A 26,272-nucleotide genomic window follows, 5' to 3' on the forward strand; every position below is an offset into this window, starting at 1 on the left:
GCCGCCACACCACTTGCGCCCGCCACTACAAACCCATTAGGCCGCTCGATGCCCGCTAGTATTGCTACCACGCCAAGGAGTGCCCACCCCCACGCTCCTTTCTCTCGGGCCCGCACCAAGGCCCAGAAAGCCAAAATGGCTAAGCTACAGAATAAGGACTCCGTTAGGATATACACGTTGAACTGCTGTACATCACGCCAGCCTATCAGAGCGGCGGTGGCAAGTGCTGCCGGTCGCCAGTCGGTACGGTCGGGCGTGAGTTGGCGTAGCGCGGCATAGAAAGCCCAAGCAGCTAAGCCGCTCACCGCCATTTGCCCCAGCACAATTCCCCACCGGTCGGCCCCTACCTTTAGCCATAGGCTAATAAACAAAGGGTAGCCAACGTAGCGAAGGTTGTGGTCGTGCTCAAAGTGCCACTCCTGCGCAATGCGCGTCCCGTAGGCCAAGTAGCGCCCACTGTCATTCACGTACCTGGGGCCGTGATGCTGCCACAGCAACGAAAGCTGTACTAACACCCATAGTCCCACTAGTAGCCAACCGTGCCAACGTTGCAGCCATGCCGGACCGGGCGCAGTTGAAGCGGGTAGTGGCGCGCTAGCAGAAGACATAGTCAGTGGGGAGGGAGCAGGCATACGGTAGGGTAAAGGTAGAGGCAAAAAGGTTTGCCATCTATCCGTACCAAGGCGCTTGCTTGCCCTGACTACGCACCCCTATTGGCGCCGGCCCGTACGTTGTGCATAGACTCTGCTGTTCTGTTTCCTCTGCTATGCCCCTTGCCCGCCTACTCCGCCGCCTATTGCCCCTTGCCTTTTTACTGGGTCTAGGTTGGTTTCTCTGGACAAAGGTTCGTCCTGCCCTCTCTACCTTCGAAAACCCCTTGGATCCGAAACCGCGCGTTACTGTGACCCATAATACGGTACTCGAAAAAGTAGAGGACTTGGGTCGGCTAGAACTGGTACGCTACCATTTCAAGGATGTAGTGGAGTACAAGAAAAGCACGTACCGCTTCCTGCCCGATGCGAAAGTTGCCCTCATTGTAGCCGGCGACGCCGTTGGCTGCCTCGACCTGCGCAAAGTGCGGCCCCAGGATGTAGTGCTAGAAGGCGACTCCATAGTACGCCTCGCCCTGCCAGCACCAGAGTTGTGCACCTGGCAAGTTGATCACTCACAAAGCCGCGTGTATAGCGTAGAAAACGGCTTTTTTCAAGATGCTGAACTAGTGGATGCTGGCTACAAGTACGCTGAGCAAAACGTACGACAGGCAGCCCTGCAGTCAGGCATCTTAGCTCAAACTGAGCAGAATGCTGAGAAAATTCTTAAGCCCATGCTGGAAACCATGACGGGCCGCCGGGTAATACTAACTCGCCAGATGCAAAACCCGGTGCGCCCCGCCCGCAGGTAAAGAGGCACGCGTGGTTGTGGGCCGTGGTACGCCTACTTTCAGGGGAAAGTAGCAACTACACCTCTTACTCTTCCTCGGGTGCTTTCCCCAGATCTTCTAGCGCTATCCGAATCAGGTCTTGCTCGTAGCCCTTTGCGGTCAGGAATAGCTGCAATTTCTGGCGGCGCTTGCTAGGGTGACTCTCCTTTTCTTGGCGGTCTTTCTTCTCCAATAGGTCTACCAGGTTTTGGTAGTATTCGTCGCCGTCGATTTCCTTCATACCCGCTTTGATGCAGTAGTCGGACAACCCTTTCTGCTTCAGTTCCTGCTGAATCCGACGACGGCCCCACTTCTTTTGGCGCACGTGGCCACGCACGAAGCTTTTGGCGTAACGCTCCTCGTCAAGAAAATTCTCGCGGCCGAGCCGGATGATGATTTCGCCCGCCTCATCTTCATCAAGACCATACTCACGCAGTTTGGCTTCTACCTCTTTGTGTGTGCGCTCTTGGTAAGTACAGTAAGCCAGAATTTTTTGCAGTGCCTCGGCGGGGGTGTAGAACTTCTTTTTGGGCTGAATCATGCTTGGGGAAAATAGACAATTCTAAGCTAGTACTACACGACGCATACCGGCTAGTAAACGTTCGGACAGAGCGCTCTTCCTAGCTCTAGCATTGTATAAGCTTAACAGTAAGCTATTTATAACATCCGATTAAGTACTGATTATATGGGGTATTAACACGTATTTATCCTTATAAGCTGGGCGGGGCTGCCAGGGCAGGCGTACAACGAGGCATGTTCCACTAGCATCTACATAGCGCTATGACCAAACTCCTTTCCCCACCCCAAGAAGCTGCGGAGGCAACTTCTTCTCCTATAGCGCGCCGTTCGTTTTTGCGCTACTCCAGCACGGGCCTCGCCCTTGGCGGCCTGCTTCTAGCTGGCTGTGATGATGACAGCGACGATATGGGCTCTACCATTGACGTAGGTAGAGACGACAACGGTGTATTAAACTATGCCTACGCTCTAGAGCAGCTAGAAGCGGCCTTCTACGCCCGGGTACAGGCTGGTGACTACTACAAGGGAGCTAACAGCGCCGAGAAGCAGATCTTTGACGATTTGGCCCTACACGAAAAAGCTCACGCCGACTTCTTCAAAACGGTTTTAGGCTCTAATGCTATTAAAGAGCTAGAGCCTGATTTTTCGGCCATCAATTTCAACGACCGTACCGCCGTGCTTATGGCTGCTAGGACGTTTGAAGACCTGGGCGTTGCAGCTACAACGGCGCCGGGCGTTACATTAAAACGGCGGCTTACCTGGCTATTGCTGGCAAAATTGTATCGGTAGAAGCACGCCACGCAGCCTGATTCGCGACCTGATTGGGTACAATACCTTCGTTGGCTCCGATGTTGTCAACCTGTTTGTGCCAACATCCTCTCCCTCTACGCCTGGCGTGGGCGAAGGCACTGGCCAAGAAATTTCAAAGAAGCCCACCGATGTAGTAAACGCCGCCAACGCCTTCCTCAAAGAGGGGTCTAAGCTAAGCGCTAATAACCTAGTATAATCCCTTAGTTCACCTATCACGTCGCCCTTTCTCATGGATTTGTTCAAAATAATTTCAGCTATAGAAAAAGTTGACCCGGAAGTGTACGAGCGTCTCGATTCGCGCCGCCGAGTATTTAAGCACTTCGGCATGGCTGGTAAAGCCGTAACTGCCGCCGTACTACCCGGATTGGTAAGCGGCATCTTCCAGCGCGCCTACGGCCAAACCACCTCTCTATCACCCGATATTGTTGCGGTTCTCAACCTGGCCCTGAGCTTAGAATACTTAGAGTTCTATTTCTACGATAAAGGCCTCAACACACCCGGTCTTATTGCTCCCGCCGACCGCCCCGCCTTCGAAACCATTCGCAACGACGAGTCGGGGCACATTAAGGTGCTGCGCGGAGCCCTGGGCAACGCCGCCATTCCCGATCCTACAGCAGCGGCCTTCGATTACAGCGGTGGCCGCGGTAGCATGACGGGGCCATTCGCACCGGCTTTGGTAAACGACTACGCCTTGTACTTGGGCTCTTCGCAGGCCTTTGTCGACACTGGTGTGCGAGCCTATAAGGGCGGCGCTCCTACCCTGATGCCCAATCCTGATCTGTTGGAAGCAGCCCTCAATATCCACTCTGTGGAAGCGCGCCACTCTTCGCACGTGCGCACCATTCGCCGGGGTCTGTCGGCCTCCCAAAGTGGGCAGGCTGCCACTACCATAGCGGGCGACCTAGCTAACCTAAGCGGCAAAACGGGCCGGCCTAAGAGCTGGGTTTCGGGTATTGAGAATGGTGGCCCTTCGCCTTCTACTGACCCATCTACGGCACCGGTTTACAACGCTGGCGTACCGGCCTCAGGTGGCCCCACTGACCTCTTCTTCCCCGCCGAAAGCAACATCACCCAGGCAAACGTCAACATCATGACGAACACGACGGGCGTCACGATGACCATGGATGCCGCTACGGAAGCGTTTGATGAGCCTCTGGACCCCGCTACGGTGAAGTCCATAGCCCGCAATTTTGTGGTGCCTTCCAGCGGCTTGTTCGTGTAAGGCCACTCCCCATTTCGCATCCACAAAAAGAAGGACTGCTCCTGGAGCAGTCCTTCTTTTTTGTGGGTAAGGCGGGGCACTGAGGCAACCGGTTGGTAGCAGATTATATCTATCTTGACACCATCTATGGCTACTCCGTTTATGCGCGCTATTTTCTTGTTTTTTTGCTCTTTTCTGCTGAGCGTTGGGTGGTCTTGGGGTGGAGTAGTGCGCGGGCGGGTAACGGACGAAAAAAATGAGAACTTGGCTTTTGCCAACGTGGCCATTCGGGGTACTACAACCAGCACAGCTACCAATGAGCAAGGCAATTACCAATTGCGGCTGCCGGCCGGGCGCTACGAGCTAGTATTTCAGTACGTGGGCTACAAGCCCCATCTGGAAAGCATTCGCGTGTTCGGCGGCGACACAGCCACAGTGCTCAATGTGAAGCTCGACCCTGAAAGCTATAAGCTGCGAGAAGTGGTAGTACGCGCTACCGACAAAGACCCCGCCTATACTATTGTGCAGCAGGCCATGCAGTGGCGGCGTTATCACCAGCGCGAGGTAGCCGCTTTCAAGGCTCGGGCCTACATCAAAACGCTGGCCCGCTTTTCAGATGTGCCAGGCAAGATTTTGGGTTTGGTGAAGGTAGGGCCCGATTTTAAGCCAGGCATTTTTTATTTATCCGAAACTGTGTCGGAGATGAGCTTCCGCCAACCCAATGTGGTGCAGGAACGCATGATTTCCTCCCGCGTGAGCGGCGACACCAAAGGCATCAGCTTCAACCGAGCCAGTGCGGGCCGGGGCCTCAACTTCTACCAAAATGTGCTCAAGAGTGGGTTTTCGGAGCGGGGGTTTGTGTCTCCTATCGCATCCAACGCGCCCTTGTTCTACCGCTACGAGTTAGAAGGCAGCACCCAACAGGGTGCCCTGCTGATTCACAAAATCCGGGTGACGCCACGGCGCCGCACCGACCCCGTTTTTAGCGGCCACATCTACATTGTGGATGGCACCTGGCGCCTACATTCCGTGGCGCTGAACCTGACTAAAGACGCCCAGCTCGACTACGTTGATAACTTACGCATTGAGCAGCTGTTTGCCCCGGCCCCTGGCCCTTCCGATGTGTGGGTGATGCAGTCCCAGAAGGTGACGGTTGGGTTCACGGCGTTTGGCTTTAAGGGCAGCGGCTACATCACCGCCATCCTGTCTAACTACCGCGTTACGCCTACCTTCCCCAACCGCCCTACCCCCACGGTAGCCCCGCCCCCACCAAGTGGCAAAGAACCGGAGGATGCCCCCGTAACGCGCGAATCGGTAGCCGACGTGAAAAGGCAGAAGCCTAAACTAGCGGGCTTGAGCCGGGAAGTGCGCCGCCAGAGCCGCCAAGCCGCCCGTGACACTACCGGGCAGAGCATGAGCCTAGGTAAGATGAAGCGCGGGGAAGTAATGCTGGTAGAGAAAGGCGTGAATGAGCGCGACACCAGCTACTGGGCCAAGTGCGCCCTATTCCGCTCACCGCCGAAGAAGTGAAAGACTACCAGGTGAAGGATAGTACCGAGGTCATCCGAAACTCGCGCCCCTACCAAGATTCCCTGGACCACAAGCGGAATGAGCCTTCGGTGGGCAAGTTCTTGTTTACGGGCTACGTGTACAACAATACCTTCCGCAAGCAGCAGTGGTACGTGGCACCTGTGTTCAACATTTTGAACTACAACACGGTGGAGGGCACAGTACTTAACCCCGAAGCCACCTTCACACAACGCACCGACGACCGGCGTACGTGGTCTGTGACGCCCGCTCTGCGCTACGGCTTTTCCAATAAGCTATTCAGTCCCAGCCTTGCGGCTTCGTGGCAGTTTGATGCTGTAAAGCTTGCTCGCCTAAGTGTTCGTGCGGGCCGCATCATTGAAAACTTCGATCCGCGTAGCCAGCTCACTCCCTTTATCAACAGCTACTATACGCTGCTCGAAAACCGCAATTACGCCAAGCTATACCGCCGCGACGGGCTAGAACTGGGCTACCAGTGGGAGCTACTGAATGGACTAACAGTGCAAACATTCGCTAGCTACTTCAACCGCCAGGAGCTGTTCAACACCACTTTTAAGCTATGGGTAGATCGGGAAGGTCAGGCTTTCACGCCCAATGCCCCCATAGCGCTAGAGCGGCCCAACGGTACCAGCTTTGGCCGCAATCAAGCCCTCACTACGGAGGTGCAAGCGTCCTTCCGGCCAGGGCAGCGCTTCATCACCCGCCCGGATGGCAAGTTCAACTTAAGCTCCAAATACCCCACGCTGCTGCTAAGATGGCGGCAAGGAATAGGAGGTATTCTGGCCTCCGATGTGCGCTACACCATGTTGGAAGCTGGTTTGCGGCATTCCGTGAGCCTAGGCTTGCTAGGCACCAGCAATTACCGCATTGCTGCGGGTATATTTCCCGGCTCCCCGCGCTTGTCGTTCATGGACTTCCACCATTTCAGCGGCAACCGCACCTACCTCGCCGCCGACTTCAGCCAGTTTCAGTTGCTGGACTACTACCGGTTCAGCACCGCCGACAAGTTCTTAGAAGCGCACTATAACCACCATTTCAATGGGTTTATCCTGAACAAAGTGCCGATGCTGCGCCGCCTGAAATGGCAAGAGGTTGCCTCGCTTAACTACCTGACCACGCCCACAGCGGGTCACTACCTCGAGCTTGGCGTAGGAATTGAGCACATTTTGAAAGTAGGGCGCCTAGATTTTTATACCAGCCTACAATCGGGGCAGAAGGCGGGTACCGGGGTACGGGTAGGTCTAGGCTTCTAGGAGGCAGCAGGATGGCATACAAAAAAAGGGCCACCTGCGTAGTGCAGAAGGCCCTTTTTGCTTTCTTAACAGTCTTACTTGACTTCTTCAAATTCTACGTACTCGCCCCCCTTGAAGTCTTTAGATGGACGGGGTTTCTGGCGCGGCGGCACATAGTCAACGTGCACGGAAGAACCGTTTCCATTGGTAGGGCGATGTGGCTCAGTATAGCCGCCCTCAAACGGCTGCGCGCCGCCAAATCCTTGCCCATAGCGCCGCGCCTGTTGCTTCACGAAATTGCCCACCACCAGCCGTAGCACAACCGGCAGCACAAAGCGAGCAAGGAAGAACAGGACAAGGAGGACGAAAAGAAACGTGGTCATGGGCGAGCAGAGGAAATGGGGGATGATTCAGGTTGAAAGTAAAAATCGGCTGTGACTGCACTGGCTAATTGTGCAGCAGAACACGGTATAAGCTCCAAACGCTCGGAAAGCACAAATGGTTTATAGCCAAGCTCGGCAAGCAAAGTAGTGACTGCCTGTCGGTTTTCCAGCCCATTTAGCTCCGTCTGGATGAGTGGCTGAAAGCGGCGGAGCGTGTGCTGCATGTGCCGAAACACCTCAAACTCGAAGCCTTCGACATCACATTTCACAAAATCTAAGCGCCCGAGGCCCCCAAACAGTTCGTCTGGAACTCGCATGGGTACGTCGTAGGTGCGGGCATAATGCTCTTGTGTGTTGCTTGCGGCCACCTTCGTCATGCCATGATGCAGCAGCCCGTCGCGCTCTGGGGTTCCCATTTGTACTGTAGTGGCTTGTCCGCCCAGGGCATAAGGTAGCAGCGTAAGGTTGTCCACTCCGCTTAAGCGCACGTTGTCTTGCCAAATAGCCTGAAAATCGGGGATGGGCTCCACGGCCAGCACCCTGCCACTTGGGCCCGCCAGGCGAGACAGCGCGACGGAGTAGTACCCCAGGTTGGCCCCGATATCAATACAAACGAAACCTGGGCGCACTATCTTCTGCAGAAAGAACAGCTCGGGGTACTGCTTCTTACCCCAGCCAGCCCCTACCAGCCGCAGGTATACGTGGCTCACAAAGCGGATATACCGCTCGAAGCCAAGCGCACGAATCAGGAGTTTGCGGAGAGGTTTCATCATAGCGGCGGCAAAGGTAACAGGCGGCGCGGCTTAGCATTGGCCCACTACTGCTCCTATCACCTGAAATCCGGTTGTTTGCGTTTACTTGACTAACTCAACAGCTTCCATGCACTGGAAAATAGCCGCCCAGCACGCCGTTTGGAAGAGTAGCCATGCGGATGGGTGCTGTGGCGCATTTCCAGGCCGAGTCAATCAGCTTTGCCTGTGCACGCTCTCAACGCAAACAACCATGGCAAACTTGTAGTAAAACCATACATTATCACGTATATAGCCACCGGAACCGGCACGCATTATACTAGGTTTGGTTTCTTGTCACCCTTTCTATCCGTCCGTTATGTTACCCAAGCTATTACCCGCACTGGTTCATTCAGCCGCATTTAGTTGCTTACTCCTCGCCGGAACTACGGCTATGGCCCAGAAGCCGGCATTCGGCTACGTGCTTACAACTGGCGGCGACACGCTAAAGGGCGCTATCATTTTGCGCGACAGATTATTACAGCAGATGCGCGTCGAGTTTGTGCCTCTTCGCGGAGAAGAAGTTTTGGTGCTTGATGCGTATCAATTGGCGGGGTATTGCTACTACGAGCAGGACAAGCTGATACGCTACGTAGCCTTACCGTTCTACCAGGACGGGTCTAACATTCCTTCCCGCGGCTTTTTGCGACAACTTGTTGCTGGTGAGGTGCAACTTTACGACTACGCGTACCTGCCGGTTTGGCCCCGTAGGCAAGCAGATTTGCTCCTAATTCCGCAGAGCTGGGATAAGAAATACCCCACTTTTGGGCCCTTAAGCCGTAAGGAAGCGGAGTTTGCTTCCCAAAGCTCTAACCGTTGCATAGTAGCTTACCGGGCTGGGGCAAAACGCTTAGAAGAGGTTTCCTGGTGGGATTTACGCCAAGACGCAGCTACCTATTTTGCCGACTACCCAGCCCTAGCCACCGATTTACGAGCTGGCCGCTACCGCAAACGAGACATTGCTAAGATTGTGCAGCAGTACAATACATGGTACCAGGGAGCAAAGTCTGATATGTAACGCCAGCGGCTATGCTAGCGCCGCTTGCTGCTCCATGCCTGAGAAACGCCAGCCGCAGCCAATCCACCCAGTAAGTACCAAGCTACGGTCATGGCTTTTGTTTGAGGGGTGCGGTTACTAGGAGCTTGTCCTAAACCCATGGGGCCAGGCAGCACAACTCCACCCACGCCGGCTGCTATTCCTAAAGTTGCTCCGCGCCACCATACTCCTGGGCCGCTACCTACCAAGCTGTAGTATAAGCCATTGCTCACTAGGTCGCCTAGCATAGTGAGCACGTAGGCCGTGTCCTCGGTTGGCTGCGAGGCGTTGGCCTTCGCTAGTAGCCGACGAAGGCCGCGCTTTCCTAAGATGTCCATACGTGGTGCATCCTGCGGGCGCACCTGCCGTACGGCTTCGTGCACTACATTCAGAGCTAGTGCTCCGGCTAAGCCGCTGCCCAGTGCCTGCACAATGTGAGCGGAGGTTGTCTTGTTTTTCATATACCTACTACGTTGATAACCTAACCCCAGCCAGTAGTTAGAGAGTAGTTAATGAGTCTGGACTCGAAAAAAATACGGCGGCGGCTTGCGTGTTGTTTACCAGCCTTCCTATCTTTGCTGCCCCTACCGGATCCGCCGGCTAGGAAATGCCTCTTTAGCTCAGCTGGTAGAGCAGCTCATTCGTAATGAGCAGGTCGTTGGTTCGAGTCCAATAAGAGGCTCTCGATAAAAAAGCCCTGATAAACGCTGTTTATCAGGGCTTTTTTATGTCTTTTTACCGAGTAGTACTGCCTAAATCCACGGCTTTTACTCGGCTATTATATGGCTTATTGCCTATCGTTGCTTACAAGTCGGAAGCGTAATCGTCGTCGGCGTAGCCTTGGGAAGCGCCCCGGTATACCGATTCATTGCTGCTGTTCCACTTCGAAGAGCTGTCCTTAGCGCCGCGGTAGGGCTGATAGATTTCCCCTTTCGATGAGTTGCTCTTGGAGCGCAGAGCCAGCCAGCTCAGACCGCTTACCAGGATAGCGCCCCCAATCACTTTCTGCGTGGGCGTGAGTTTATTCACCTGCTCAGCGGCTTTGCTGCTGATGTCTTTTAGCTGCTGGGGTAGCTGGTTTACGTCAATATTTTTTAACCACTGCTGCTGATCCAGCCATGACTTCTGCTGGCCTTGCTGACCTGACTGGCTTTCCTGACCGCTAGCTTGGTCCGACGTTTCTGCGGTGCTTGTTGCTTTACCGCGGCTACCTGATGGACGAGGTGCGCGGCTGCTGTCGGCAGTAGAGGCTGAGGTAGCAGGAATGCTGTCAGAATTTACTTCGGCGTTTACTGGTTGCTGCGAAGAAGCCGATTTGCTATTAGAAGAACCATTCTGGGCAGAGCCATTCGAGGGCTGGTTTTGCTTGTTTTCCATGATGGGTGGCAATGTTAGGTTTGATAAATACATATCTGGCTCGCTAGAAGCGTGCCCCTCCCCTATTCGTGAAAACGCCCCGAAAAGTTGTGGCTGCTTCGCTTCTTTCCTCTGAAGTTCAATGCTATCCTAGCCCAATGCGACTTTGGTAGTCATTAAAACAATAGCAGCTAAGTGAGGCCAATACGTACTGACAGAACCGCGGTATTGGTGCTTGCGCAACTAGTGTAGCCCAGGCACGTTTGCTAAGCCACACTGTTGTGCTTGCACGTTAGCTTGATTTTATGTCTACCCCCTCATTTCCCCAGCGTTTTCAAAACAAGGTGTGCCTCGTTACGGGAGGTACCGCGGGTATAGGAAGGGCTACGGCTTTGCGCCTAGCCCAAGAAGGAGGTTGCGTGGCTGTGCTGGGGCGTGATGCCCAAGAGGGCCGCGAAGTAGTACGTACTATTCGAGCGGCCGGGGGCCAAGCAATCTTCATTAGCGCCGACGTAGGCAAAGATGCTCATTTGGTACGGGCCGTAGAGCGCATTTGCAAGACGTGGCAACGAATTGATGTGCTCGTCAACAATGCAGCCATGATGACGTTTGAGCCAATCCTAAAGCTCCAACCGAAGGCGTGGGATACACTCATGCATATTAACCTGCGGGCCTTGTTCCGATTAACTCAGCTTTGCCTGCCCCACATGAAAGGCGGCGCCATTGTAGCGGTTAGCTCAGTCCACGCTCATCAGTCTACTCCTAACGTGGCTCCTTACGCTGCCAGCAAAGGAGCTATTGAGGCTTTCGTCCGCGGCGTAAGTCTCGAAATTCCTCATACCCATGCCCGCATCAATGCCGTGGCCCCCGGAGCCGTTGATACAGCCATGCTTTGGAGTAACCCCAATGTGAAAAGTGGAAAGGAAAAAGTAACGGGCCAAGTAGGCACTCCGGAGGAACTGGCCGCAGCCGTCTGCTTTGTTGCTTCTTCCGAAGCCAACTTTATGAACGGCACAACGCTGGTGCTCGATGGAGGCCGCCTTGCTTCCCTATAGATAAATAGGGCAGAGTAGACAACAGCTCGTTTCCTGCCTACTCTGCTTGATGCAGAGACGGGTGGGGACTAGCTGTTTTTGCTTTTTACGGCAGGTGAGGGATGGCGCTGATCTGGAGTAGGCAGGGCTCGGCCTTGGGCATACAGATGAGCGTCCCGCTCCCCTGCTTCACGGGCAGCAACCTCAAAGGGAATATTGTAATAGCCGTGCCGGGCCCAGTCGCGGAGGTAGCGCCATAAGAAGCCCATCCTGCCATGTTCCTGAAACTGCCGAATGTGTTCCATTTCGTGGGCTACCCAGTAGGGGTCTTGCAAGAATTCTTCGCGGGTAGCGCCACTTAAATGTATGCTCTGTCCCAGCACCATAGCAACGCTACGGGCCCGTAGCTTGAGGCGAGCCACCCGGGCAAAGGGCGAATTTTCAACAATACGTGGGAATTCCATATATACAAAAAAACAGGGCAGTCTATACGTGCAAGATGACGAACCAGGTTGCATTTTCCTCTTGAATTTTTAGGCAAAAACATTGTACATAATCATGTTTTTTCACCTAATTCACCCTAAAAGTTTGGACTAGCCAATTCTTTAGGGTTAGCTTTAACAATCGGCAAGTAGCTCAACAGGAGCAAAAACCCGACAGAAGAAACTCCTTTTTGTCTTTCTTTTTCGTGTTCCCAGGTTTTTAGCCTATCGAAAGAAGTAGTACGCGTTCAGCTCGTCGGTAGCCCCCGATTAGTTTTTTTACCACCCCTCGACGGACAATGAAAAACAGCATTCTGTATTGCCTCGCCGCGGCCTCGATGGTCCTCTCCTTTTTCTTCGAAAACACACCTGCCACTACTGCTCAAAGTTCGGCATCCTTAGTATCCCAGCAAGCTTCTTTGCTCAGCGGCCTCTTTGCCACCGAGGAACCTCATGCTACTGGCCTGCTTACTTCTTCTGACTCAACAGAATACACTAAATACGCGACTCGTCTGGGCATTGAGCTAGCTACGATGACAACAAGACCCTCCTAGCTACAGTAGTTTCCTGGTTGGGCACTCCTTACCGTTACGGTAGTAATAGCAAGAGCGGCACCGACTGCTCCGGCTTTGTAACCCGGGTTTTCAAGGAAGTATACGGCATTACACTGCAACGCAGTTCCCGCTCCATGTTTGAGAAGGTGAAGCACGTGCAGAAAGACGAAATGCAAACCGGCGACCTAGTGTTCTTCCGCCGGGGTCCGGGACAGCCCATCTACCACGTTGGCATCTATCTAAAGGATGGCAAATTTGCTCACTCCGCTTGCGGTGGTGGCGTTATGGTAAGCTCCCTCACACAGGCCTACTATAGCCGCAATTTCTACGCCGCTGGCCGCGTGGAAAGCAATTAGACTAGTGTACCCCTGACTTTTTAAGCAAAAGCCCCGTTTCTTCATTGAAACGGGGCTTTTGCTTGAAGAGCACTCAAAGCTCAGCAAAACTATTTTGCCCTGAAATAGTATAGCAAACCGCTGGGCTTATGCCCTCAATTTGACATTTCTACTCCTCCCTACTTTCCCGTACTCATGGATAAGCAAAATCCCCAGGGCGACCAGATTGCCTCCTCCCCCCTGTTCAAAAAGTTCTTGGGCAAAGCCGAAGACTATCTGCAGAAGCCTACACGCATGAAGCAGTTGCTGAACGATGCGTATACTAAAGCGAGTGAGAAGAAGGACCTTGGGTCGCTAGCGCATGAAGCGTGGGATACCTTACAGACAATGTTCCGTCTGATTCGCTCATCGGTAGCAGGTGAGTACACAGGCCTGCCCAATTCCACAGTAATTGCGGCTATAGCCGTGACCATCTACTTCCTCAGCCCAATCGACCTGATCCCAGATTTCATTCCAGTACTGGGCCTGTTGGACGACGTAGCTTTAGTTGCTTGGTTTAGCACGACGATCAAAGAAGAGCTAGACAAGTTTGCTGAGTGGGAGAAGACGCGCCCCACAGTGGTAGAAACTACCGGCGAGCCAACCGAAGCCACATCGGCAGCTACCCCTCCCGTTGAGCAGCCATCGGCCTCACAGCCTACCCCTAGCAAGCACGAAGATGCTGAAACGTCGGCAACGGTGTATTCTGATACTGCTGCCAACACTACCGATAGCAGCCGTGAGCCTAACACCTCCACCGATTCTCGCCCGAGCGGCGGAGATGCTGGCGGCAACGTTCGATAACACGTCCTCGCTCCTACACGCAAAAGGCCTCATAACCTAGGTTATGGGGCCTTCTGCGTGTAGGAGCGAGGACGTGTTACGCGGCTTTCGCGTGCGATACAACATAATCCACAAAGTCGCCTACAGTAGCCAGGGGTACCTCGTCGGGGATAGTAATGTGGAAATTGCGCTCCAGCTCCAAGATGATATCTACGACATCCACGGTGTCGAAACCCAGCTCGTTGCTGAGGTTGCTGCCGATACGCAGGCGCCGCGCCTTAATGGCTTTGCGCTTGCTGATGATACGCAGCACCTGCTGCTGAATGGTTTTGGGGGTCGTTGCAGTAACTAGCATGAGAAACGACAGAAACGGGGAGAACGATGAAAGGTAGGCGCCGGGTCCCCGGCTGGGGCTCCGCGCCCTTTCGGGCGAAAGAGGCCGCACAGCCGAGAAATGGTTGCAAGCGCCGCAGCAAAATTTAGTATTCGGCCAGAACCGGAGGTCTAGCGGCTTCTACTTCATCCGTAGTAGCAGGAGCATCGGGCGTTTTTTTTCACGCGCAGCTTCAGGCTTTCGCTCAGCAGATACATTACAGGCACTACCAACAGGGTAACGGCAGTCGCAAACACCAAGCCGAAGATGATAGTCCAGGCCAGCGGGCCCCAGAACACTACCGACTCACCACCGATGAAGAAGTGCGGGTTGCCGGACGCGAACAGCTCGTAGAAGTCAATGTTCAGACCGATAGCCAGCGGAATCAACCCCAGTGTGGCGGCCGTAGCCGTCAGGATTACCGGGTTGAGGCGGGTGCGGCCAGCTAGCACAATGGCTTCACGCAGGGGCATGCCCTGAGCCCGTAGAATGTCGGTGAATTCCACCAACAGAATGCCGTTTTTCACCACAATACCGGCCAGGGCAATGATACCCACGCCCGTCATTACAATGCTGATGTTCATGCCCGTAATGGCCAGGCCCCAGAATACACCCGCAATGGAGAACAGTACTTCCGAAAGAATGATAACCGGCTTGCTGAACGAGTTGAACTGCGTTACCAGAATCAGGAAGATGAGGGCCAGAGCCCCTAAGCCAGCCATGGGCAGGAAGTCGGTCGTTTCCTTTTGGTCTTCTTCAGCACCACCCATCTTGATGGTGTAGCCAGCGGGCGTGGGGAACGACTTAAGGGCCGTCCGGATATTAGCTACCACGTCGGGGCCAGTGTAGCCGTTGAGTACGTTAGACGAGATGGTAATCACACGCTTCGTGTCCTTGCGTCGGATACCGCCGTAGGTGGAGCCGTAGCTTACCTGGGCAATTGACGAAATAGGCACTTGACGCACGGCGCCGGTGGCGTCGCGGAAGGTCAGCGGGGAGTTGATGATGGCGTCCACGTCGTTGCGGTAGGGCTTGGCGTAGCGCACCTGCACGGGATACTCATCGTCAGAGGTTTTGAATTTGCTGGCTTCCGAGCCGTAGATGGCCGTCCGCACTTCCAAACCAATCTGGCCGGTGCTGATGCCTTCCCGGTTAGCGCGGGTACGGTCGATGTTCACAGCAATTTCGGGGTTGCGGTCTTCCAGGTTGGAACGCAGGGCTTCTACGCCACCAATGTTGAGCGAGTCAACGTAGCGGGTTACCTTCTTCGAAAGCTTAGCCAACGTAGGGTAATCGTCGCCGATAACCTCGATGGCAATAGGCTTCTGCTGAGGCGGGCCACTGGCCTCCTGGTCTACCGAAATTTCGGCGCCGGGAATACCTTTCACTACCTCCCGGATTTTATCCATGTAGGTGCCGGTGGTTGGGCCGGTCCGGTCGCTCAGTTCTTTGAAGGCCACAGCCACCTTGCCCATGTTCGACATAGCCGTACCACTCGCCGAGGAAACGTCACCGGGGTCACCAGCGCCGATGGCCACGTTGGTTATCACCGATTCCACATCGGGGTTGTTGCGCCCAATCACGCCATAGATGCGGTTTTCCAGCACCTTGGTAATAGAGTCGGTGATTTCTACCCGAGTACCCACCGGCATTTTCAGGTAGGTGTAGATGAATTTCGGGTCGCCTTTGGGGAAGAAGTCCACCTTCGGGCTGCGCATGCCGATGGCGATAAACGAGCCGATGAAGAGCACCACTACGCTAATCATTACCAGCGCCGGGTGATTGATGGACCAACGTACCAGGCTGGCGTAGCCATTCTGAAACTTCGGCAGGGCGCGGGTTTGGAACCAGGCAATCATCTTCACCAGCACAAACTTGTCGAGCAGGATGAACCCGGCCAGGGCCAGGCAGATGTTGCCGATGAAGTGGCCCAGCAGGCCGCTGGTTTCACCGTCGGGCCCAACCTCAGGCGTTGCTCCAAGAGCCAGCACGTTGAACAGAATGCCCAGTACCACCAGTACGCCTACGGCAATTTTGAGGCCTTTGCTCAGCTTGGGTTTGCTGTGCAGGTCTTCTTCGAAGTGCTCCTCGCGCTCCATGAAGCTCACGGCAAACACCGGGTTCATGATGAAGGCTACTACCAGCGACGACATCAGGGTAATAATGAGCGTTACGGGCAGGTAGTACATGAACGAGCCCACAATGCCAGGCCAGAACATGAGAGGCACGAAGGGCGCCACCGTCGTAAGCGTACCCGCCAATACGGGTACAAATACTTCACCAGCCGCAAACTTAGCGGCCTTCTCGGTGCTCAGTTCAGGGTGCTCGTGCAGCAGGCGGTGCGTGTTTTCAATTACCACAATGGCGTCGTCCACTACAATACCCAGCGCCAGTAGGAAGGCGAAGAGTACAATCATGTTTAGCGAGAAGTCGAAGCCCGGAATAATCAGGAAGGCCAGGAACATCGAAATCGGCACCGACAGGCCCACGAACATAGCGTTGGTAGTGCCCATGAAGAACAACAGGATGGCCGTTACTAGCAGGAAGCCGATAACAATGGTGTTAATCAGGTCGTGCAGGGTTACGCGGGTGTCGTTGGAGGTGTCGCCGGTTACGGTCACCTTCAGTTCCTTGGGCAGCGTTTTCTCCGACTCGGCAATGAGTGCTTTAATCTTATCGGAGGCGTCAATCAGGTTTTCGCCCTGGCGTTTTACTACGTTCAGGGTAATGGCTGGCTTGCCATCAAGACGAGCATACGATTCCCGGTCCTTGAAGCCATCCTGCACGGTAGCAATATCCCCGAGGCGCACGGCAGCGCCGTTGAGGTTCTTTACCTGAATGTCGGCAATGTCCTCGGCGCGCACGTACTGGCCAGCCACACGCACGGCACGCTTCTGAGAGCCTACATCAATGGAGCCGCCCGAAATAGTTACGTTTTCACGGGCAATAGCATTGCTGATGTCGGAGAAGCCCAGACGTGAGGCGCGTAGCTTGTTTAGGTCTACATCCACGTTTACCTGCTGGTCGAGGGCACCCACAATATCCACGCGGGTAATTTCGGGGAGGGCCTCAATCTTGTCCTGGAAGTCGTCGGCGTACTTCTTGAGCTGTACTGCCGGCAGGTTACCGCTCAGGTTTACGAACATGATGGGCTGCTCCGAGATGTTCACCTCGTTTACCGTGGGCGGGGAAGGCAAATCGTTCGGCAGTTCGGGTGCGGCCTTATCCACCGCATCCTTAATAAGCTGCTTGGCATATTGCACGTCTACCCCCGAGTTGAACTCAATATCAACGATACAGTAGTCCTGGTTGGAGGTGGAGTTGATTTTCTTAACCCCGTTTACGCTTTTCAGCTCTTTCTCAAGCTGGCGCGTCACTAGGTTCTCAATGTCGGCCGGCGAGGTACCAGGGTAAATGGTAGCCACGATGATGCGCGGGATTACGATGTCGGGGAATTTCTCTTTGCCCAGCTTGATGTAGGCAAAAATTCCCGCCACGCACAGCAGCACCGTAATGATGTAAATGCTGGTTTTGTTATTGATAGACCAACTGGTTGGCCCAAACTCTTTCTCTAAATCCTGCATGGCTTTGATTCTTGACGTTAAGTAACGCTGGTTACAGCGTCACTATTTGGCCTTCGTTCAGGGTTTGGTAGCCGGCTGAAATCACTTGGTCGCCGGGTTGGAGGCCGCTGGTCACCTCCACCTTACCGTTATAAGTATTGCCGGTCTGGATAACGCGCTTAGCGGCCACTTTTTGGTTGCCTTTGTCGCTTACTACCAGCACGTAAGTATTCTGTTCGTCCTTCTGTACCAGGTCTACGGGGAGTACGGTAGCGTTCTGACGGTCGTAGTTTTGGATGCGCACATTGGCCACCATGTTGGGGCGCAGCCGGCTGGCCTTGTTGCTACTTAAGCGCAGCTCTGTGGTGAAGGTGCGGCTGGTGGGGTTAATGGTGCTAGATACCACCCGTACCGTGGCGGGGAGTTCCTCGGCACCCAGGTCCGGAATAGTTACCAAGGCCTTGTCTCCGGCTTTGATGCGCGAAGCATAGGCTTCGGAAACATCGGCCAAGATTTTACCAGTACCGCTGTTGCTGAGCAGCCGCACCACCGGGGCACCAGGGGCCACCGTTTCACCTAGTTTAGGCAGTACGTCATCCACGGTGCCGGCAAAAGGTGCCACTACGCTATACAGGGCGCGCTGCTGATTCAGGGAAGCCAGGTTACGCTGCAGGGCTTGATAGTTGTTCTTGGCCTGCAGGTACTGGATTTCGGTGCCGATTTCCTGCTTCCAGAGGCGCTCTTGTTTTTCATATACCACACGGGCCAGGTCCATGCGAGTCCGCAGTTCGGCAATGCTGGCGTCAAGCACGGAGCGTCCACGGTAGCCAAGGTTTGGCCCTTCCGAACTTGGTCACCGCGCTGTACGCGCAAGCTGGTGAGGGTACCAGCGGCCCGGCCGCTACGTTGGCATTCTGGTCGAAATCAACGCGACCCTGTAACTCTAGATAGCTCTTGAAGCTTTCGGGAGCCACTTTAATCACCGACACTGGGGTAGTCTGGGCGGCCGCACCCTCGGCCTTAGCGCCAGTCTTGGCTTCCAAATCGGCAATTTTTGCCTGGTTGGCGGCTTGTTCTTTCTTCAACTGAGCCAACTCGGCCTTGGGGTCTTTTTCGCCGCAAGCGGTCAGGAGGCCCAGAGTCAGGAGTAAGGCAGAAGCAGCGTATTTCATTTGAGGAGAAGCTAGTAGCTTATAGCAAGGAGTTGGGAGCTAGACGTTGATGGCGGAACGGCTGGGTCAGAAGCTGCTAGCTCCTAGCTTCTGACGCCTAGCTTCTATTTCTTGGCTTGGTTGTACAACTCACCCGTAGCCTTGTCGCGGTCTACTTTAGCCACCAGCACATCGTACAGCGCAGAGTAGTAGTTGGTTTGCGCTTCGCGGAGGGAGGTTTCGGCCGTTACCACTTCAATGTTGGAGCCTACCCCTTCCTTAAACTTGATGCGCGACACCCGGGCCACTTCATCAGCTAGGTCAAGGTTAGCGCGCTGGTTGTCCAGCACATCCAAGGCATTGATGAGCGTCGTACGGCTTTGCGCATCCTGCAAATCAATGCTCTGGCGCAGGGTTTCGAAGCCACGCTCAATCGTCTGCTGCGCAATACGGGCCTGCTGCACCAGATATTTGCGGCGGAAGCCATCAAATACCGGAATATTTAGGCTCAAGCCCACGTTGCCGAAACCAAACCAATTCTGGTTGGGGAAGCCGTTGGCCGCCCGCGAATCAGGCCCGCGGAAAGCAAACAAGTCACGACGGTTGTTGGCCGAACCTGTAAAACCATAGGCCGCCGTAGCCACTAGACGGGGGTACGCGCCTGCCCGGCGGTTAGCCAGGTCCAGGCCAGCCAAGGCCTGCTGCGTTTCCAGCGTCGAAAACTCGATACGGTTGTTATAGTTGAAGGCGGCGGCCAGCTGGCCAGTGCGGGCACCACTGAGGGCCGTTTGTTGATCTTGGCGGTTCTGCTCAGGCGTGTTGGTTGCAGTAGGTGCTGGCGCATTTGGCACCCCGCCTAAGCCCGTAACCCCTGCACCCGTGGCGAGGTTGGCTACGCCTAAGCGCTGGCGCAGAGAGCCTGCATCTACTACCGCTGCGCTCAGCGAGTCGGTGAGTTGTACCGTCTGATCCTGGGGCAGACCCATCTGGAATTTCAGCAGGGCTACGCTCAACTCGGTGAGGCGCTGAGCTTTCTGCTGCTCCACTACCAAGTTGTTGCGCTGTACTTGCAGGCGCTGTACGTCCAGCTTCTCGGCAAAACCAGCCTTAAAGGTTTGGTTGGTCTGGTACAGGATAGTGTCGAGGCGCTGCACGTTGCGGCTTAACAACTGCAGCCGCTCACGAGCTACCAGCGTGCTGTAGTAGCTTTGCTCACCTGCTCCACCACGTCAATTTCCGCCTGCTGGGTTTGTTTTTGCGCGAGTTGCTCATACACCTTCGCGGCTTTCAAGCCAATCAGATACGAGCCATCGAACAGCAGCTGCGATACCGAAGCACTGGTGTTACCAGCGTGGCGCAGTCCGAAGGCCAGAGCTTGTGGGGGTACAGGCTCGGCGGGTAGCGTAACTGTTCCCAGGTTTACAGTCTGACCACTTTGAGCGGCCGCAATATCACTGGGCGTGAGCGTGGTAGCTGAGTTACCGCCGGCAAAAGCCCCGAAGTCTACTAAGCTTTTCTGGAGTTTAAAGTTGTCGGCCAGGTTGGCGGCTACGTTTACTTGGGGCAAGCCCGCCGACCGAATTTCTCCTACCCGCGCCTTAGCCGTCTGCTCGCCCAGGCGGGTAGCCAGCAATGACGACTTGTTCTTGATAGCGTAATCAACGGCCTGTTGCAACGACAGAGGCATGTTATCCACTGCGGCTAACTGGTTGCTGAGGCCCGGCCGAGTGGCCGTGGGCGTCTGCGCTAGGGCGGTACCAGCAGGAGCCAATAGGCCCGACCCGGCAGCCAGCAGCAACACGCGTAGGTTCTTCTTCATATACAGGAAAGCGGGTGATGGAGCTAGTTCTATTCTTCTTCCGTCACGTGACGGTACTCATTAATGAGCTTGTGGCCTTTCAGAGTCACCATGCCCAGCAGGAAATGCTCGTTGCAGGCCATCTGCACTCGGAGCGGTTCAAACTCGGTATGTGGGAATACATCGGGGTCAAAAAGCGCATCTATTTGCGATAAACGGAGGCGTGAGAGCACCTCTACATCCAAGTCGGAACGGTAGAGGCCTTCGGCTACTCCCCGGCGCAGGTTGGCTTGAATTTGATTGAGGATGTACTTGTTCTTGTGCGCGTGAAATAAGTCCCAAGCAACCGGATAGTATTTGCGGAGGTCGTGAAGAGCGGTGGGGTTCATTCCCGAGAATTGACGTTCCGTCCAGCTCATCATTTGCAGCATCTCATCCACGGCGTTTTGCGCCTGTATAATGATGCCTTCGCATTCGCCCTGCACGCCATGTAAGTGGCTAGAAATAACGGCTGACACAATCTGATCCTTGTTGTCAAACCATTTATACAGTGTCTTTTTCGAGATGCCCAGATGGGTGGCTATGTCATCCATCGATACACTCTTTATCCCATTGCGGATAAACAGGGACTGGGCTGCTAGTAAGATTCGGTCTTTTATTTCCATGTCTGCGGAAGCAAAGGTACTATGGAAACTTTTAATGTGTTCAAAGTTTCCATCACTTTTTTGCTATTTAATTTCCCGACTTGGAGGCGTACTCTTTCCTCTGACGAACACGCTGCCCTTTTACTTTAGACAAGCCCAACTTTTTTTCTTGGTACGGCGCCGGGCAGTCCGTTTCCGGTAAGTGGCGTGGGTTGTTGTACCTTGCTGCTCCATCGTTTACCCATCGTTTCGACTCCATGAAAATCCGTACCGGCTTCGGCTACGACGTTCACCAGTTGCAGGCGGGCCTCCCCTTCTGGCTCGGCGGCATCCAAGTTCCTCACACCCACGGCGCCCTAGGCCACTCCGATGCCGATGTGCTTATTCACGTGATTTGCGACGCCCTGCTGGGGGCCGCTAACCTGCGCGATATTGGGTTCCACTTTCCCGATACCGACCCGCAGTACAAGGGCATCGACTCTAAGCGGCTGTTGGCCGAGGTAGTGCGCCTGCTCCAGGAGCGCGGCTACTCCATTTCCAATATCGACTCCACGATCTGCCTTGAAGCGCCCAAGGTAAACCCCCACATCCCGGAAATGCAGCGGGTGCTGGCTGAGGTAATGGGCATTGACGCAGACGACATCAGCATTAAGGCCACTACCACTGAAAAACTAGGCTTTGTGGGCCGTCGCGAAGGAGTTGCAGCCTACGCTTCCGTGCTGATTGTGCAACCCTAAAAGGCAAAACGGTGAATTTGTGCAAGGCCGCGTCTATCCTTTGGCAGATGCAGCACCTTGCTTGAACTACAACCGCCCTCTTTCCCGACTTATATACCCCCACGTACATATGCACAAACCTTCCTTCCTGGCGCTGCTGCTGGCTGCGGGCATGACTACCGCCGCCATGGCCCAGCAGGCGCCCGAAAAAATCAAAACCAAGGTAAAGCGCAAGGCCAAAACCGAAGCGTCGGCTACTACGGCCCCGGAAGCTGGGCCTACCAAGCAAGCCCCCGTACCGGCCGATTGGGCACAGAACTACGCCGAAACCATCACGCAGGCCGACTTGCGCCAGCATCTCACCGTACTGGCCTCTGATGCGTATGAAGGCCGCGAAACCGGCGAAAAAGGCCAGAAAATGGCCGCTGAGTATATTGCTAACCGCTTTAAAGAATTGGGCCTGACGGGTCCGGTACAGGGTTCCGACAATCCCTACTTGCAACACTTTACCATGGTGCGCAGCACCTGGGCCGATGGCGCTACGCTGAAAGTAGGCGGCCAGAGCTACGCCTGGCTGACGGACTTCTACGCCTACGGTACCACGGGCTTTGCCCAAGAAACTGCCGTACAGCCAGTATTTGCCGGATACGGCATTGAGCAGGAAGGCTACTCTGACTACGCTGCCCTGGGCGACGTGAAGGGCAAGGATTTGCTGATTCTGCTGGGAGAGCCCCAAACCAGCAAAGGCACCGCTCTGCTTGGCAAAGAAGGCCAGAACAGCAAGTGGGGCCAAGATTTCCGTGCTAAGCTGCAGCTAGCCAGCCAGAAAGGCGCCCGCTCGGTATTCTTCGTGGATTTTAACCCCAACAGCAACTTCCAGAAGCTGGCCGCGCGCATGACGCCTTACATCAGCCGCCCCAGCATTGCCTTCAAAGATGCCAAGCCCGAGGCAACCGCGCCACAGCCTTCTTTGTGTCGCCGGCGCTTGGGTATAAGCTACTAGGTACCACCGCCCCTGCTGTAACCAAGTACACCGCCAGCGTTGACAAGGCAGGCAAGCCCGTAGCGGGCACTTTCAAGCCTGCTAAAATGCTGGTGAAAGCCGCCAAGAAAACCGAGGACTTCACTACTGAAAACGTGCTGGGTTATATGGAAGGCACCGACCTCAAGCAGGAGGTCATGGTACTATCAGCCACTACGACCACATTGGGGTAATAAACGGGGAGGTGCATAATGGGGCCGACGACGACGGCTCGGGTACGGTAACGGTACTGGAAATGGCGGAAGCCTTCACCAAGCCAAAGCCGAAGGCCACGGTCCCCGCCGTAGCGTATTGTTCCTGACGGTGACGGGTGAGGAAAAAGGCTTGCTAGGCTCGGAGTACTACACCGACCATCCGGTTTTCCCCCTCGCCAGCACCATGGTAGACCTGAACACCGACATGGTAGGCCGCACGGATAAAGACCACGAAGGCAAGGGCGACTACGTGTACGTTATCGGCTCGGATAAGCTAAGCTCGGAGCTGCACACCATTCTGCAGAATGCTAATCAGAAGTACACGCAGATGGACCTGGACTTCCGCTACAATGACCCGGAAGATCCGAACCGTTTCTACTACCGCTCCGACCACTACAACTTCGCCAAGCACAGCATTCCGGTGGCCTTCTTCTTTAATGGAGTGCACGATGACTACCACGGCCCCGGAGATGAAGTAGACAAGATTGAGTTTCCGAAGATGGAAAAGCGGGCCCGCCTAGTGTTCTACACCGCCTGGGACCTAGCCAACCGCGACAAGCGTATTGTAGTTGACTCGAACAAGAAGTAAGAATTTTCTTCTGGCTTTCTCGTTCTCTAGAACCCGCCGAACCCGATCTGGTCCGGCGGGTTTTATATTTGTATACAACTCTGGTCTACCCTGTTGCCCGCCATGAACTCGCCGAAGCCGACCACCGCCCCTACCAAAGCTGCCCAATTCCTGACCGATGCCGACCGCAAGGCCTTCGACTTGGAGCACCGCCGTAAAATCCGTTTCAACATTGGTAAGTACAACACGGCCGTGCAAACGGGCCTGGGTTTCTACGAAGACCATGAGTTAGCCCGGTCCCGGGCGTCCTACCTCAAAACGCAGGTTATCAATAACCTTGACCAGTACTTGCTGCAATTTGAGCAGAACTTCACGGCCCGGGGCGGCAAGGTAGTTTGGGCTCAGAACGCCGAGGAGGCCTTGTATGAGGTAGGCAAGATTATGGAGCGTCGCAAGGCCCGCACGGTAGTGAAAGCCAAGAGCATGACTACCGAGGAGATTCACCTGAACAAGTACTTGGGCAAGCGAGGTATCGAGTCGGTAGAAACAGACCTGGGCGAGTTTATTGTGCAACTAAATGGCGAGCGCCCCTACCATATTGTGACGCCGGCCATGCACCTGAGCAAGCTTGACATTGCCGATATTTTTGTCAAGCACCTCGGCATTGAGTACACGGACGACGCCCAGCAGTTGGTACTAACGGCCCGCCACTTGCTGCGCAGTAAGTACACTGCTGCTGAAGTAGGCATTACGGGTGGCAATTTTATCATTGCCGATACTGGTGCCATTGCCGTGACAGAGAATGAGGGCAACGCCCGCCTCTCGGCTACCTTCCCCCAAACGCACATTGCCATTGTAGGCATTGAAAAGGTTATTCCGCGCCTCCGCGACCTAGACTTGTTCTGGCCCCTACTCAGCACCAGCGGCACGGGGCAGCAAGTGACGGTATATAACACGATTTATACGGGGCCCCGCCAGCCGCTGGAAAAGGACGGCCCGGAGGAGATGATTGTGATTCTGCTTGACAATGGGCGCACCAACCTGCTCGCCCAGCCCGACAAGCGGGAAGCCCTTAACTGCATTCGGTGCGGGGCCTGCCTGAACGTGTGCCCGGTGTATAAGAACATTGGGGGCCACACCTACGAGGCTACGTATTCGGGTCCCATTGGCTCGGTAATTACGCCTCACTTGAATGGCATGGCCGAAAACAAACACCTGAGCTACGCCAGCAGTTTGTGTGGGGCCTGCACGTCGGTATGCCCAGTGAAGATTCCCATCCACAACATCCTACTCAAAAACCGCCAGCAAAGTGTAGCAGAGGGCCTTACCGAGAAGGAAGAGCGCCGCGCCATTACGCTGTGGCTGCATGGCATGAAGCACCGCTGGGTGTGGGATTTGGCGCCCGCCACTGCCAAGAATTGGGTACTCAGCCGCCTGCTTGGGCAAGTAGGCTGGAGCAAGCGCCGCGACGCCGTACAGGTGGCGCCCAAGACCTTCCGCCAGCTGTGGAAAGAAAGGAAATAACTTGATTGCTACCAGGTTAGCCCGAGAAATCTGCTACCTGTAAGGCCGCGCCTTAACTTCCAAAGGGCCAACAGAGTACAAGGCTGGCGGCGCCCTAGTCGCACCACTGTCCTCTGTGCATGTTTACTATCGCGCTTAAAGCACTAACTGGCCTAGCCGGTGCCTTTCTAGTAGCCAGCACCGTGCTGGCGGCTATCCGCTCATTCGTGTTGCCCCGCAATGAGTCAGTGCTCATCAACAACTGGGTATTTACTGGCTTACGGCGCATCTTTACCTTGATTGCCAGCCTGGGCAGAACCTATGGGCAACGCGATAGAGTAATGGCTCTATATGCGCCGGTAGGCTTGGTAGCCCTACCATTGCGTGGCTAGGCGTGGTCAGCTTCGGGTATACCATCATCTTCTGGTCTTTGGGTGAGGGCGACCTGGAACGATGCTACCGCATCAGCAATAGCTCATTGCTCACGCTGGGTTCAGAAGAGCCTAGCACGCACGTGCTACCAACGGTGGCTTCGTACTCGGAGGCTACCTTGGGGCTGCTCCTGATGACCTTGCTCATCTCCTACCTGCCTACCATGTACCAGGCCTTTTCTCGGCGCGAGCTAGTAGTGGCCCGGCTAGAGCTACGGGCGGGGGCCAAAGCTTCCGCAGTAGAGCTGCTGTGCTGGTTCAACCTCACGGGTGCTCTACAGGACAACGAGGAGCAATGGGCTACCTGGGAGGAGTGGTTTGTGGAAATTGAGGAAACCCACACGTCCTTGCCCATCTTGTCGTTTTTCCGCTCTCCCCAGCCCGGTCGGTCGTGGGTGACTACGGTAGACATTATTCTGGATGCGGCAGCGCTCATCATTAGTACCGCAGACCTACCCCGCAACCCGCACATGGAGCTGTGCTTCAAAGCCGGCTGCGTTGCCATTAACCGGGTGTCACGATTCTTCAAGTACGAAGCAGACGTTAGTGCCCCTGAACCGTTTGATGACCGCGACCCCATGCAGGAGCCCGGCCGCCAAGACTTCCACAATGCGTACCAGGAAATGCAGGAAGCCAAGATTCCGCTCCAGCCCGATGAGGAGGCCGCTTGGAAACAGTACCGCGACTTGCGCAGCCGCTACGCCGGAGCCATTACCTACCTGGCAAAACTCACGATGGCTCCCGAAATCAAGCCTATCTGAATCTCGTATGG

Annotated in this window: 29 protein-coding genes, 1 tRNA gene and 4 pseudogenes; 19 read left to right on the plus strand and 15 right to left on the minus strand. The window is 55.0% G+C overall.

Going from position 1 to position 26,272, the window contains the following annotated elements:
* The coding region (locus VI25_RS03995) for a glycosyltransferase family 39 protein (protein ID WP_161806868.1) at positions 1 to 632 on the minus strand (632 nt) is incomplete at its 3' end.
* Between the two features lie 134 nt (positions 633 to 766).
* On the opposite strand from VI25_RS03995, the gene VI25_RS04000 reads away from it, so the two are divergent.
* On the plus strand, positions 767 to 1,402 hold the full coding sequence (locus VI25_RS04000; RefSeq protein ID WP_055562289.1) for a DUF4230 domain-containing protein: 636 nt from the start codon (positions 767 to 769) through the stop codon (positions 1,400 to 1,402).
* A gap of 64 nt (positions 1,403 to 1,466) precedes the next feature.
* Here the strand turns inward: VI25_RS04000 and VI25_RS04005 are convergent, their stop codons facing one another.
* The gene (locus VI25_RS04005; RefSeq protein WP_045687987.1) at positions 1,467 to 1,961 is read right to left on the minus strand and encodes a regulatory protein RecX; all 495 of its coding nucleotides are present in this window, start codon (positions 1,959 to 1,961) and stop codon (positions 1,467 to 1,469) included.
* Positions 1,962 to 2,344: 383 nt separating this feature from the next.
* On the opposite strand from VI25_RS04005, the pseudogene VI25_RS26430 reads away from it, so the two are divergent.
* The 4 genes and pseudogenes from VI25_RS26430 to VI25_RS26440 all read left to right on the plus strand — a co-directional run bounded on the left by VI25_RS26430 (position 2,345) and on the right by VI25_RS26440 (position 6,748).
* Positions 2,345 to 2,745: pseudogene (locus tag VI25_RS26430) on the plus strand (ferritin-like domain-containing protein).
* Positions 2,746 to 2,801: 56 nt separating this feature from the next.
* The gene (locus tag VI25_RS26435; protein WP_236704872.1) at positions 2,802 to 2,942 is read left to right on the plus strand and encodes a hypothetical protein; all 141 of its coding nucleotides are present in this window, start codon (positions 2,802 to 2,804) and stop codon (positions 2,940 to 2,942) included.
* Positions 2,943 to 2,975: 33 nt separating this feature from the next.
* On the plus strand, positions 2,976 to 3,968 hold the full coding sequence (locus VI25_RS04015; protein ID WP_045687986.1) for a ferritin-like domain-containing protein: 993 nt from the start codon (positions 2,976 to 2,978) through the stop codon (positions 3,966 to 3,968).
* 141 nt (positions 3,969 to 4,109) lie between these two features.
* Positions 4,110 to 6,748: pseudogene (locus VI25_RS26440) on the plus strand (DUF5686 and carboxypeptidase regulatory-like domain-containing protein).
* Positions 6,749 to 6,822: 74 nt separating this feature from the next.
* Here the strand turns inward: VI25_RS26440 and VI25_RS04030 are convergent.
* Together VI25_RS04030 and VI25_RS04035 are read right to left on the minus strand one after the other, a co-directional pair.
* On the minus strand, positions 6,823 to 7,110 hold the full coding sequence (locus tag VI25_RS04030; protein ID WP_052695112.1) for a DUF4834 family protein: 288 nt from the start codon (positions 7,108 to 7,110) through the stop codon (positions 6,823 to 6,825).
* The gene (locus tag VI25_RS04035; protein ID WP_045687984.1) at positions 7,107 to 7,883 is read right to left on the minus strand and encodes an FkbM family methyltransferase; all 777 of its coding nucleotides are present in this window, start codon (positions 7,881 to 7,883) and stop codon (positions 7,107 to 7,109) included. Before VI25_RS04035 ends, VI25_RS04030 begins: the two co-directional genes overlap by 4 nt.
* A gap of 409 nt (positions 7,884 to 8,292) precedes the next feature.
* Here VI25_RS04035 and VI25_RS04040 point away from each other — a divergent pair, with 409 nt between their 5' ends.
* Positions 8,293 to 8,916 carry a hypothetical protein gene (locus VI25_RS04040; RefSeq protein WP_045687983.1) on the plus strand — a complete coding sequence of 208 codons (624 nt, stop codon included), beginning with the start codon at positions 8,293 to 8,295 and terminating at the stop codon, positions 8,914 to 8,916.
* Positions 8,917 to 8,930: 14 nt separating this feature from the next.
* On the opposite strand, the gene VI25_RS04045 is transcribed toward VI25_RS04040, so the two are convergent.
* A complete protein-coding gene (locus VI25_RS04045; protein ID WP_045687982.1) occupies positions 8,931 to 9,395 on the minus strand; it encodes a hypothetical protein in 465 nt (154 codons plus the stop codon).
* A 148-nt stretch (positions 9,396 to 9,543) separates the two neighbouring features.
* Between VI25_RS04045 and VI25_RS04050 the strand changes: the two genes are divergently transcribed.
* Positions 9,544 to 9,616: transfer RNA gene (locus VI25_RS04050), tRNA-Thr, on the plus strand.
* 122 nt (positions 9,617 to 9,738) lie between these two features.
* Here the strand turns inward: VI25_RS04050 and VI25_RS04055 are convergent.
* The gene (locus VI25_RS04055; protein WP_045687981.1) at positions 9,739 to 10,311 is read right to left on the minus strand and encodes a hypothetical protein; all 573 of its coding nucleotides are present in this window, start codon (positions 10,309 to 10,311) and stop codon (positions 9,739 to 9,741) included.
* Between the two features lie 284 nt (positions 10,312 to 10,595).
* On the opposite strand from VI25_RS04055, the gene VI25_RS04060 reads away from it, so the two are divergent.
* On the plus strand, positions 10,596 to 11,345 hold the full coding sequence (locus VI25_RS04060) for an SDR family NAD(P)-dependent oxidoreductase (protein ID WP_045687980.1): 750 nt from the start codon (positions 10,596 to 10,598) through the stop codon (positions 11,343 to 11,345).
* 68 nt (positions 11,346 to 11,413) lie between these two features.
* On the opposite strand, the gene VI25_RS04065 is transcribed toward VI25_RS04060, so the two are convergent.
* On the minus strand, positions 11,414 to 11,788 hold the full coding sequence (locus VI25_RS04065) for a hypothetical protein (RefSeq protein ID WP_045687979.1): 375 nt from the start codon (positions 11,786 to 11,788) through the stop codon (positions 11,414 to 11,416).
* A 317-nt stretch (positions 11,789 to 12,105) separates the two neighbouring features.
* Between VI25_RS04065 and VI25_RS26445 the strand changes: the two genes are divergently transcribed.
* The 3 genes and pseudogenes from VI25_RS26445 to VI25_RS27595 all read left to right on the plus strand — a co-directional run.
* Positions 12,106 to 12,360: a hypothetical protein gene (locus tag VI25_RS26445; RefSeq protein WP_236704873.1), complete on the plus strand. Its 255-nt coding sequence runs from the start codon at positions 12,106 to 12,108 to the stop codon at positions 12,358 to 12,360.
* Between the two features lie 17 nt (positions 12,361 to 12,377).
* A complete protein-coding gene (locus VI25_RS26450; RefSeq protein WP_052695111.1) occupies positions 12,378 to 12,716 on the plus strand; it encodes a C40 family peptidase in 339 nt (112 codons plus the stop codon).
* A gap of 366 nt (positions 12,717 to 13,082) precedes the next feature.
* Positions 13,083 to 13,244, plus strand: a pseudogene (locus VI25_RS27595) (YkvA family protein); the annotation flags it as partial.
* 370 nt (positions 13,245 to 13,614) lie between these two features.
* Here the strand turns inward: VI25_RS27595 and VI25_RS04080 are convergent.
* The 8 genes and pseudogenes from VI25_RS04080 to VI25_RS04105 all read right to left on the minus strand — a co-directional run bounded on the left by VI25_RS04080 (position 13,615) and on the right by VI25_RS04105 (position 21,067).
* Complete coding sequence (locus VI25_RS04080) at positions 13,615 to 13,872, minus strand: acyl carrier protein (RefSeq protein ID WP_045688328.1); 258 nt, start codon at positions 13,870 to 13,872, stop codon at positions 13,615 to 13,617.
* 164 nt (positions 13,873 to 14,036) lie between these two features.
* Positions 14,037 to 17,474, minus strand: a complete 3,438-nt coding sequence (locus tag VI25_RS04085; RefSeq protein ID WP_055562292.1) for an efflux RND transporter permease subunit — start codon at positions 17,472 to 17,474, stop codon at positions 14,037 to 14,039.
* A gap of 31 nt (positions 17,475 to 17,505) precedes the next feature.
* Positions 17,506 to 18,195 (minus strand): annotated as a pseudogene (locus VI25_RS04090) (efflux RND transporter periplasmic adaptor subunit); the annotation flags it as partial.
* Positions 18,102 to 18,326, minus strand: a complete 225-nt coding sequence (locus VI25_RS28795; RefSeq protein WP_410503424.1) for a hypothetical protein — start codon at positions 18,324 to 18,326, stop codon at positions 18,102 to 18,104. The gene VI25_RS28795 and the pseudogene VI25_RS04090, both read right to left, overlap by 94 nt.
* Positions 18,257 to 18,625, minus strand: coding sequence for a hypothetical protein (locus VI25_RS26455; RefSeq protein WP_236704875.1), 369 nt, complete (start codon positions 18,623 to 18,625; stop codon positions 18,257 to 18,259). Before VI25_RS26455 ends, VI25_RS28795 begins: the two co-directional genes overlap by 70 nt.
* A gap of 104 nt (positions 18,626 to 18,729) precedes the next feature.
* Positions 18,730 to 19,773 (minus strand): TolC family protein, encoded by a 1,044-nt coding sequence (locus VI25_RS04095; protein WP_055562293.1) that lies wholly within the window; start codon positions 19,771 to 19,773, stop codon positions 18,730 to 18,732.
* Positions 19,774 to 19,790: 17 nt separating this feature from the next.
* Complete coding sequence (locus tag VI25_RS04100; protein WP_055562294.1) at positions 19,791 to 20,423, minus strand: TolC family protein; 633 nt, start codon at positions 20,421 to 20,423, stop codon at positions 19,791 to 19,793.
* A 29-nt stretch (positions 20,424 to 20,452) separates the two neighbouring features.
* Positions 20,453 to 21,067, minus strand: coding sequence for a TetR/AcrR family transcriptional regulator (locus VI25_RS04105; protein ID WP_045688330.1), 615 nt, complete (start codon positions 21,065 to 21,067; stop codon positions 20,453 to 20,455).
* Between the two features lie 236 nt (positions 21,068 to 21,303).
* On the opposite strand from VI25_RS04105, the gene ispF reads away from it, so the two are divergent.
* The 8 genes from ispF to VI25_RS04130 all read left to right on the plus strand — a co-directional run bounded on the left by ispF (position 21,304) and on the right by VI25_RS04130 (position 26,261).
* Positions 21,304 to 21,783, plus strand: coding sequence for a 2-C-methyl-D-erythritol 2,4-cyclodiphosphate synthase (gene ispF / locus VI25_RS04110; protein WP_045688331.1), 480 nt, complete (start codon positions 21,304 to 21,306; stop codon positions 21,781 to 21,783).
* Between the two features lie 109 nt (positions 21,784 to 21,892).
* Entirely contained in the window at positions 21,893 to 22,765 is an 873-nt protein-coding gene (locus tag VI25_RS26460) for a hypothetical protein (RefSeq protein WP_045688332.1), read from the plus strand.
* Entirely contained in the window at positions 22,735 to 22,977 is a 243-nt protein-coding gene (locus VI25_RS26465; RefSeq protein ID WP_045688333.1) for a hypothetical protein, read from the plus strand. The genes VI25_RS26460 and VI25_RS26465 overlap by 31 nt, the downstream gene beginning before the upstream one ends.
* Positions 22,977 to 23,105 carry a M28 family peptidase gene (locus VI25_RS27600; RefSeq protein ID WP_410503425.1) on the plus strand — a complete coding sequence of 43 codons (129 nt, stop codon included), beginning with the start codon at positions 22,977 to 22,979 and terminating at the stop codon, positions 23,103 to 23,105. The genes VI25_RS26465 and VI25_RS27600 overlap by 1 nt, the downstream gene beginning before the upstream one ends.
* Before the next feature lie 2 nt (positions 23,106 to 23,107).
* Positions 23,108 to 23,587: a M28 family peptidase gene (locus VI25_RS26470; protein WP_262489914.1), complete on the plus strand. Its 480-nt coding sequence runs from the start codon at positions 23,108 to 23,110 to the stop codon at positions 23,585 to 23,587.
* Between the two features lie 102 nt (positions 23,588 to 23,689).
* The gene (locus VI25_RS04120; RefSeq protein ID WP_045688334.1) at positions 23,690 to 25,090 is read left to right on the plus strand and encodes a LutB/LldF family L-lactate oxidation iron-sulfur protein; all 1,401 of its coding nucleotides are present in this window, start codon (positions 23,690 to 23,692) and stop codon (positions 25,088 to 25,090) included.
* A gap of 119 nt (positions 25,091 to 25,209) precedes the next feature.
* Entirely contained in the window at positions 25,210 to 25,461 is a 252-nt protein-coding gene (locus tag VI25_RS04125; protein ID WP_045688335.1) for a hypothetical protein, read from the plus strand.
* 2 nt (positions 25,462 to 25,463) lie between these two features.
* Positions 25,464 to 26,261 (plus strand): hypothetical protein, encoded by a 798-nt coding sequence (locus tag VI25_RS04130; RefSeq protein WP_052695173.1) that lies wholly within the window; start codon positions 25,464 to 25,466, stop codon positions 26,259 to 26,261.
* Positions 26,262 to 26,272: the final 11 nt, after the last annotated feature.

It is taken from the genome of Hymenobacter sp. AT01-02, assembly GCF_000961955.2.
GTDB classification, from domain to species: Bacteria; Bacteroidota; Bacteroidia; order Cytophagales; family Hymenobacteraceae; genus Hymenobacter; species Hymenobacter mucosus.

What these genes read in the sequence shown, in the direction of transcription:
- VI25_RS04085 (WP_055562292.1), bottom strand. Translation starts at nt 17,474, where the DNA reads ATGCAGGATTTAGAGAAAGAGTTTGGGCCAACCAGTTGGTCTATCAAT.
- VI25_RS04105 (WP_045688330.1), bottom strand. Translation starts at nt 21,067, where the DNA reads ATGGAAATAAAAGACCGAATCTTACTAGCAGCCCAGTCCCTGTTTATC.
- ispF (WP_045688331.1), top strand. Translation starts at nt 21,304, where the DNA reads ATGAAAATCCGTACCGGCTTCGGCTACGACGTTCACCAGTTGCAGGCG.
- VI25_RS04080 (WP_045688328.1), bottom strand. Translation starts at nt 13,872, where the DNA reads ATGCTAGTTACTGCAACGACCCCCAAAACCATTCAGCAGCAGGTGCTG.
- VI25_RS04055 (WP_045687981.1), bottom strand. Translation starts at nt 10,311, where the DNA reads ATGGAAAACAAGCAAAACCAGCCCTCGAATGGCTCTGCCCAGAATGGT.
- VI25_RS04065 (WP_045687979.1), bottom strand. Translation starts at nt 11,788, where the DNA reads ATGGAATTCCCACGTATTGTTGAAAATTCGCCCTTTGCCCGGGTGGCT.
- VI25_RS04035 (WP_045687984.1), bottom strand. Translation starts at nt 7,883, where the DNA reads ATGATGAAACCTCTCCGCAAACTCCTGATTCGTGCGCTTGGCTTCGAG.
- VI25_RS04005 (WP_045687987.1), bottom strand. Translation starts at nt 1,961, where the DNA reads ATGATTCAGCCCAAAAAGAAGTTCTACACCCCCGCCGAGGCACTGCAA.
- VI25_RS04125 (WP_045688335.1), top strand. Translation starts at nt 25,210, where the DNA reads ATGTTTACTATCGCGCTTAAAGCACTAACTGGCCTAGCCGGTGCCTTT.
- VI25_RS26460 (WP_045688332.1), top strand. Translation starts at nt 21,893, where the DNA reads ATGCACAAACCTTCCTTCCTGGCGCTGCTGCTGGCTGCGGGCATGACT.
- VI25_RS04060 (WP_045687980.1), top strand. Translation starts at nt 10,596, where the DNA reads ATGTCTACCCCCTCATTTCCCCAGCGTTTTCAAAACAAGGTGTGCCTC.
- VI25_RS26455 (WP_236704875.1), bottom strand. Translation starts at nt 18,625, where the DNA reads ATGAAATACGCTGCTTCTGCCTTACTCCTGACTCTGGGCCTCCTGACC.
- VI25_RS26445 (WP_236704873.1), top strand. Translation starts at nt 12,106, where the DNA reads ATGAAAAACAGCATTCTGTATTGCCTCGCCGCGGCCTCGATGGTCCTC.
- VI25_RS04030 (WP_052695112.1), bottom strand. Translation starts at nt 7,110, where the DNA reads ATGACCACGTTTCTTTTCGTCCTCCTTGTCCTGTTCTTCCTTGCTCGC.
- VI25_RS04015 (WP_045687986.1), top strand. Translation starts at nt 2,976, where the DNA reads ATGGATTTGTTCAAAATAATTTCAGCTATAGAAAAAGTTGACCCGGAA.
- VI25_RS04100 (WP_055562294.1), bottom strand. Translation starts at nt 20,423, where the DNA reads ATGAAGAAGAACCTACGCGTGTTGCTGCTGGCTGCCGGGTCGGGCCTA.
- VI25_RS04000 (WP_055562289.1), top strand. Translation starts at nt 767, where the DNA reads ATGCCCCTTGCCCGCCTACTCCGCCGCCTATTGCCCCTTGCCTTTTTA.
- VI25_RS04045 (WP_045687982.1), bottom strand. Translation starts at nt 9,395, where the DNA reads ATGAAAAACAAGACAACCTCCGCTCACATTGTGCAGGCACTGGGCAGC.
- VI25_RS04120 (WP_045688334.1), top strand. Translation starts at nt 23,690, where the DNA reads ATGAACTCGCCGAAGCCGACCACCGCCCCTACCAAAGCTGCCCAATTC.
- VI25_RS04040 (WP_045687983.1), top strand. Translation starts at nt 8,293, where the DNA reads ATGGCCCAGAAGCCGGCATTCGGCTACGTGCTTACAACTGGCGGCGAC.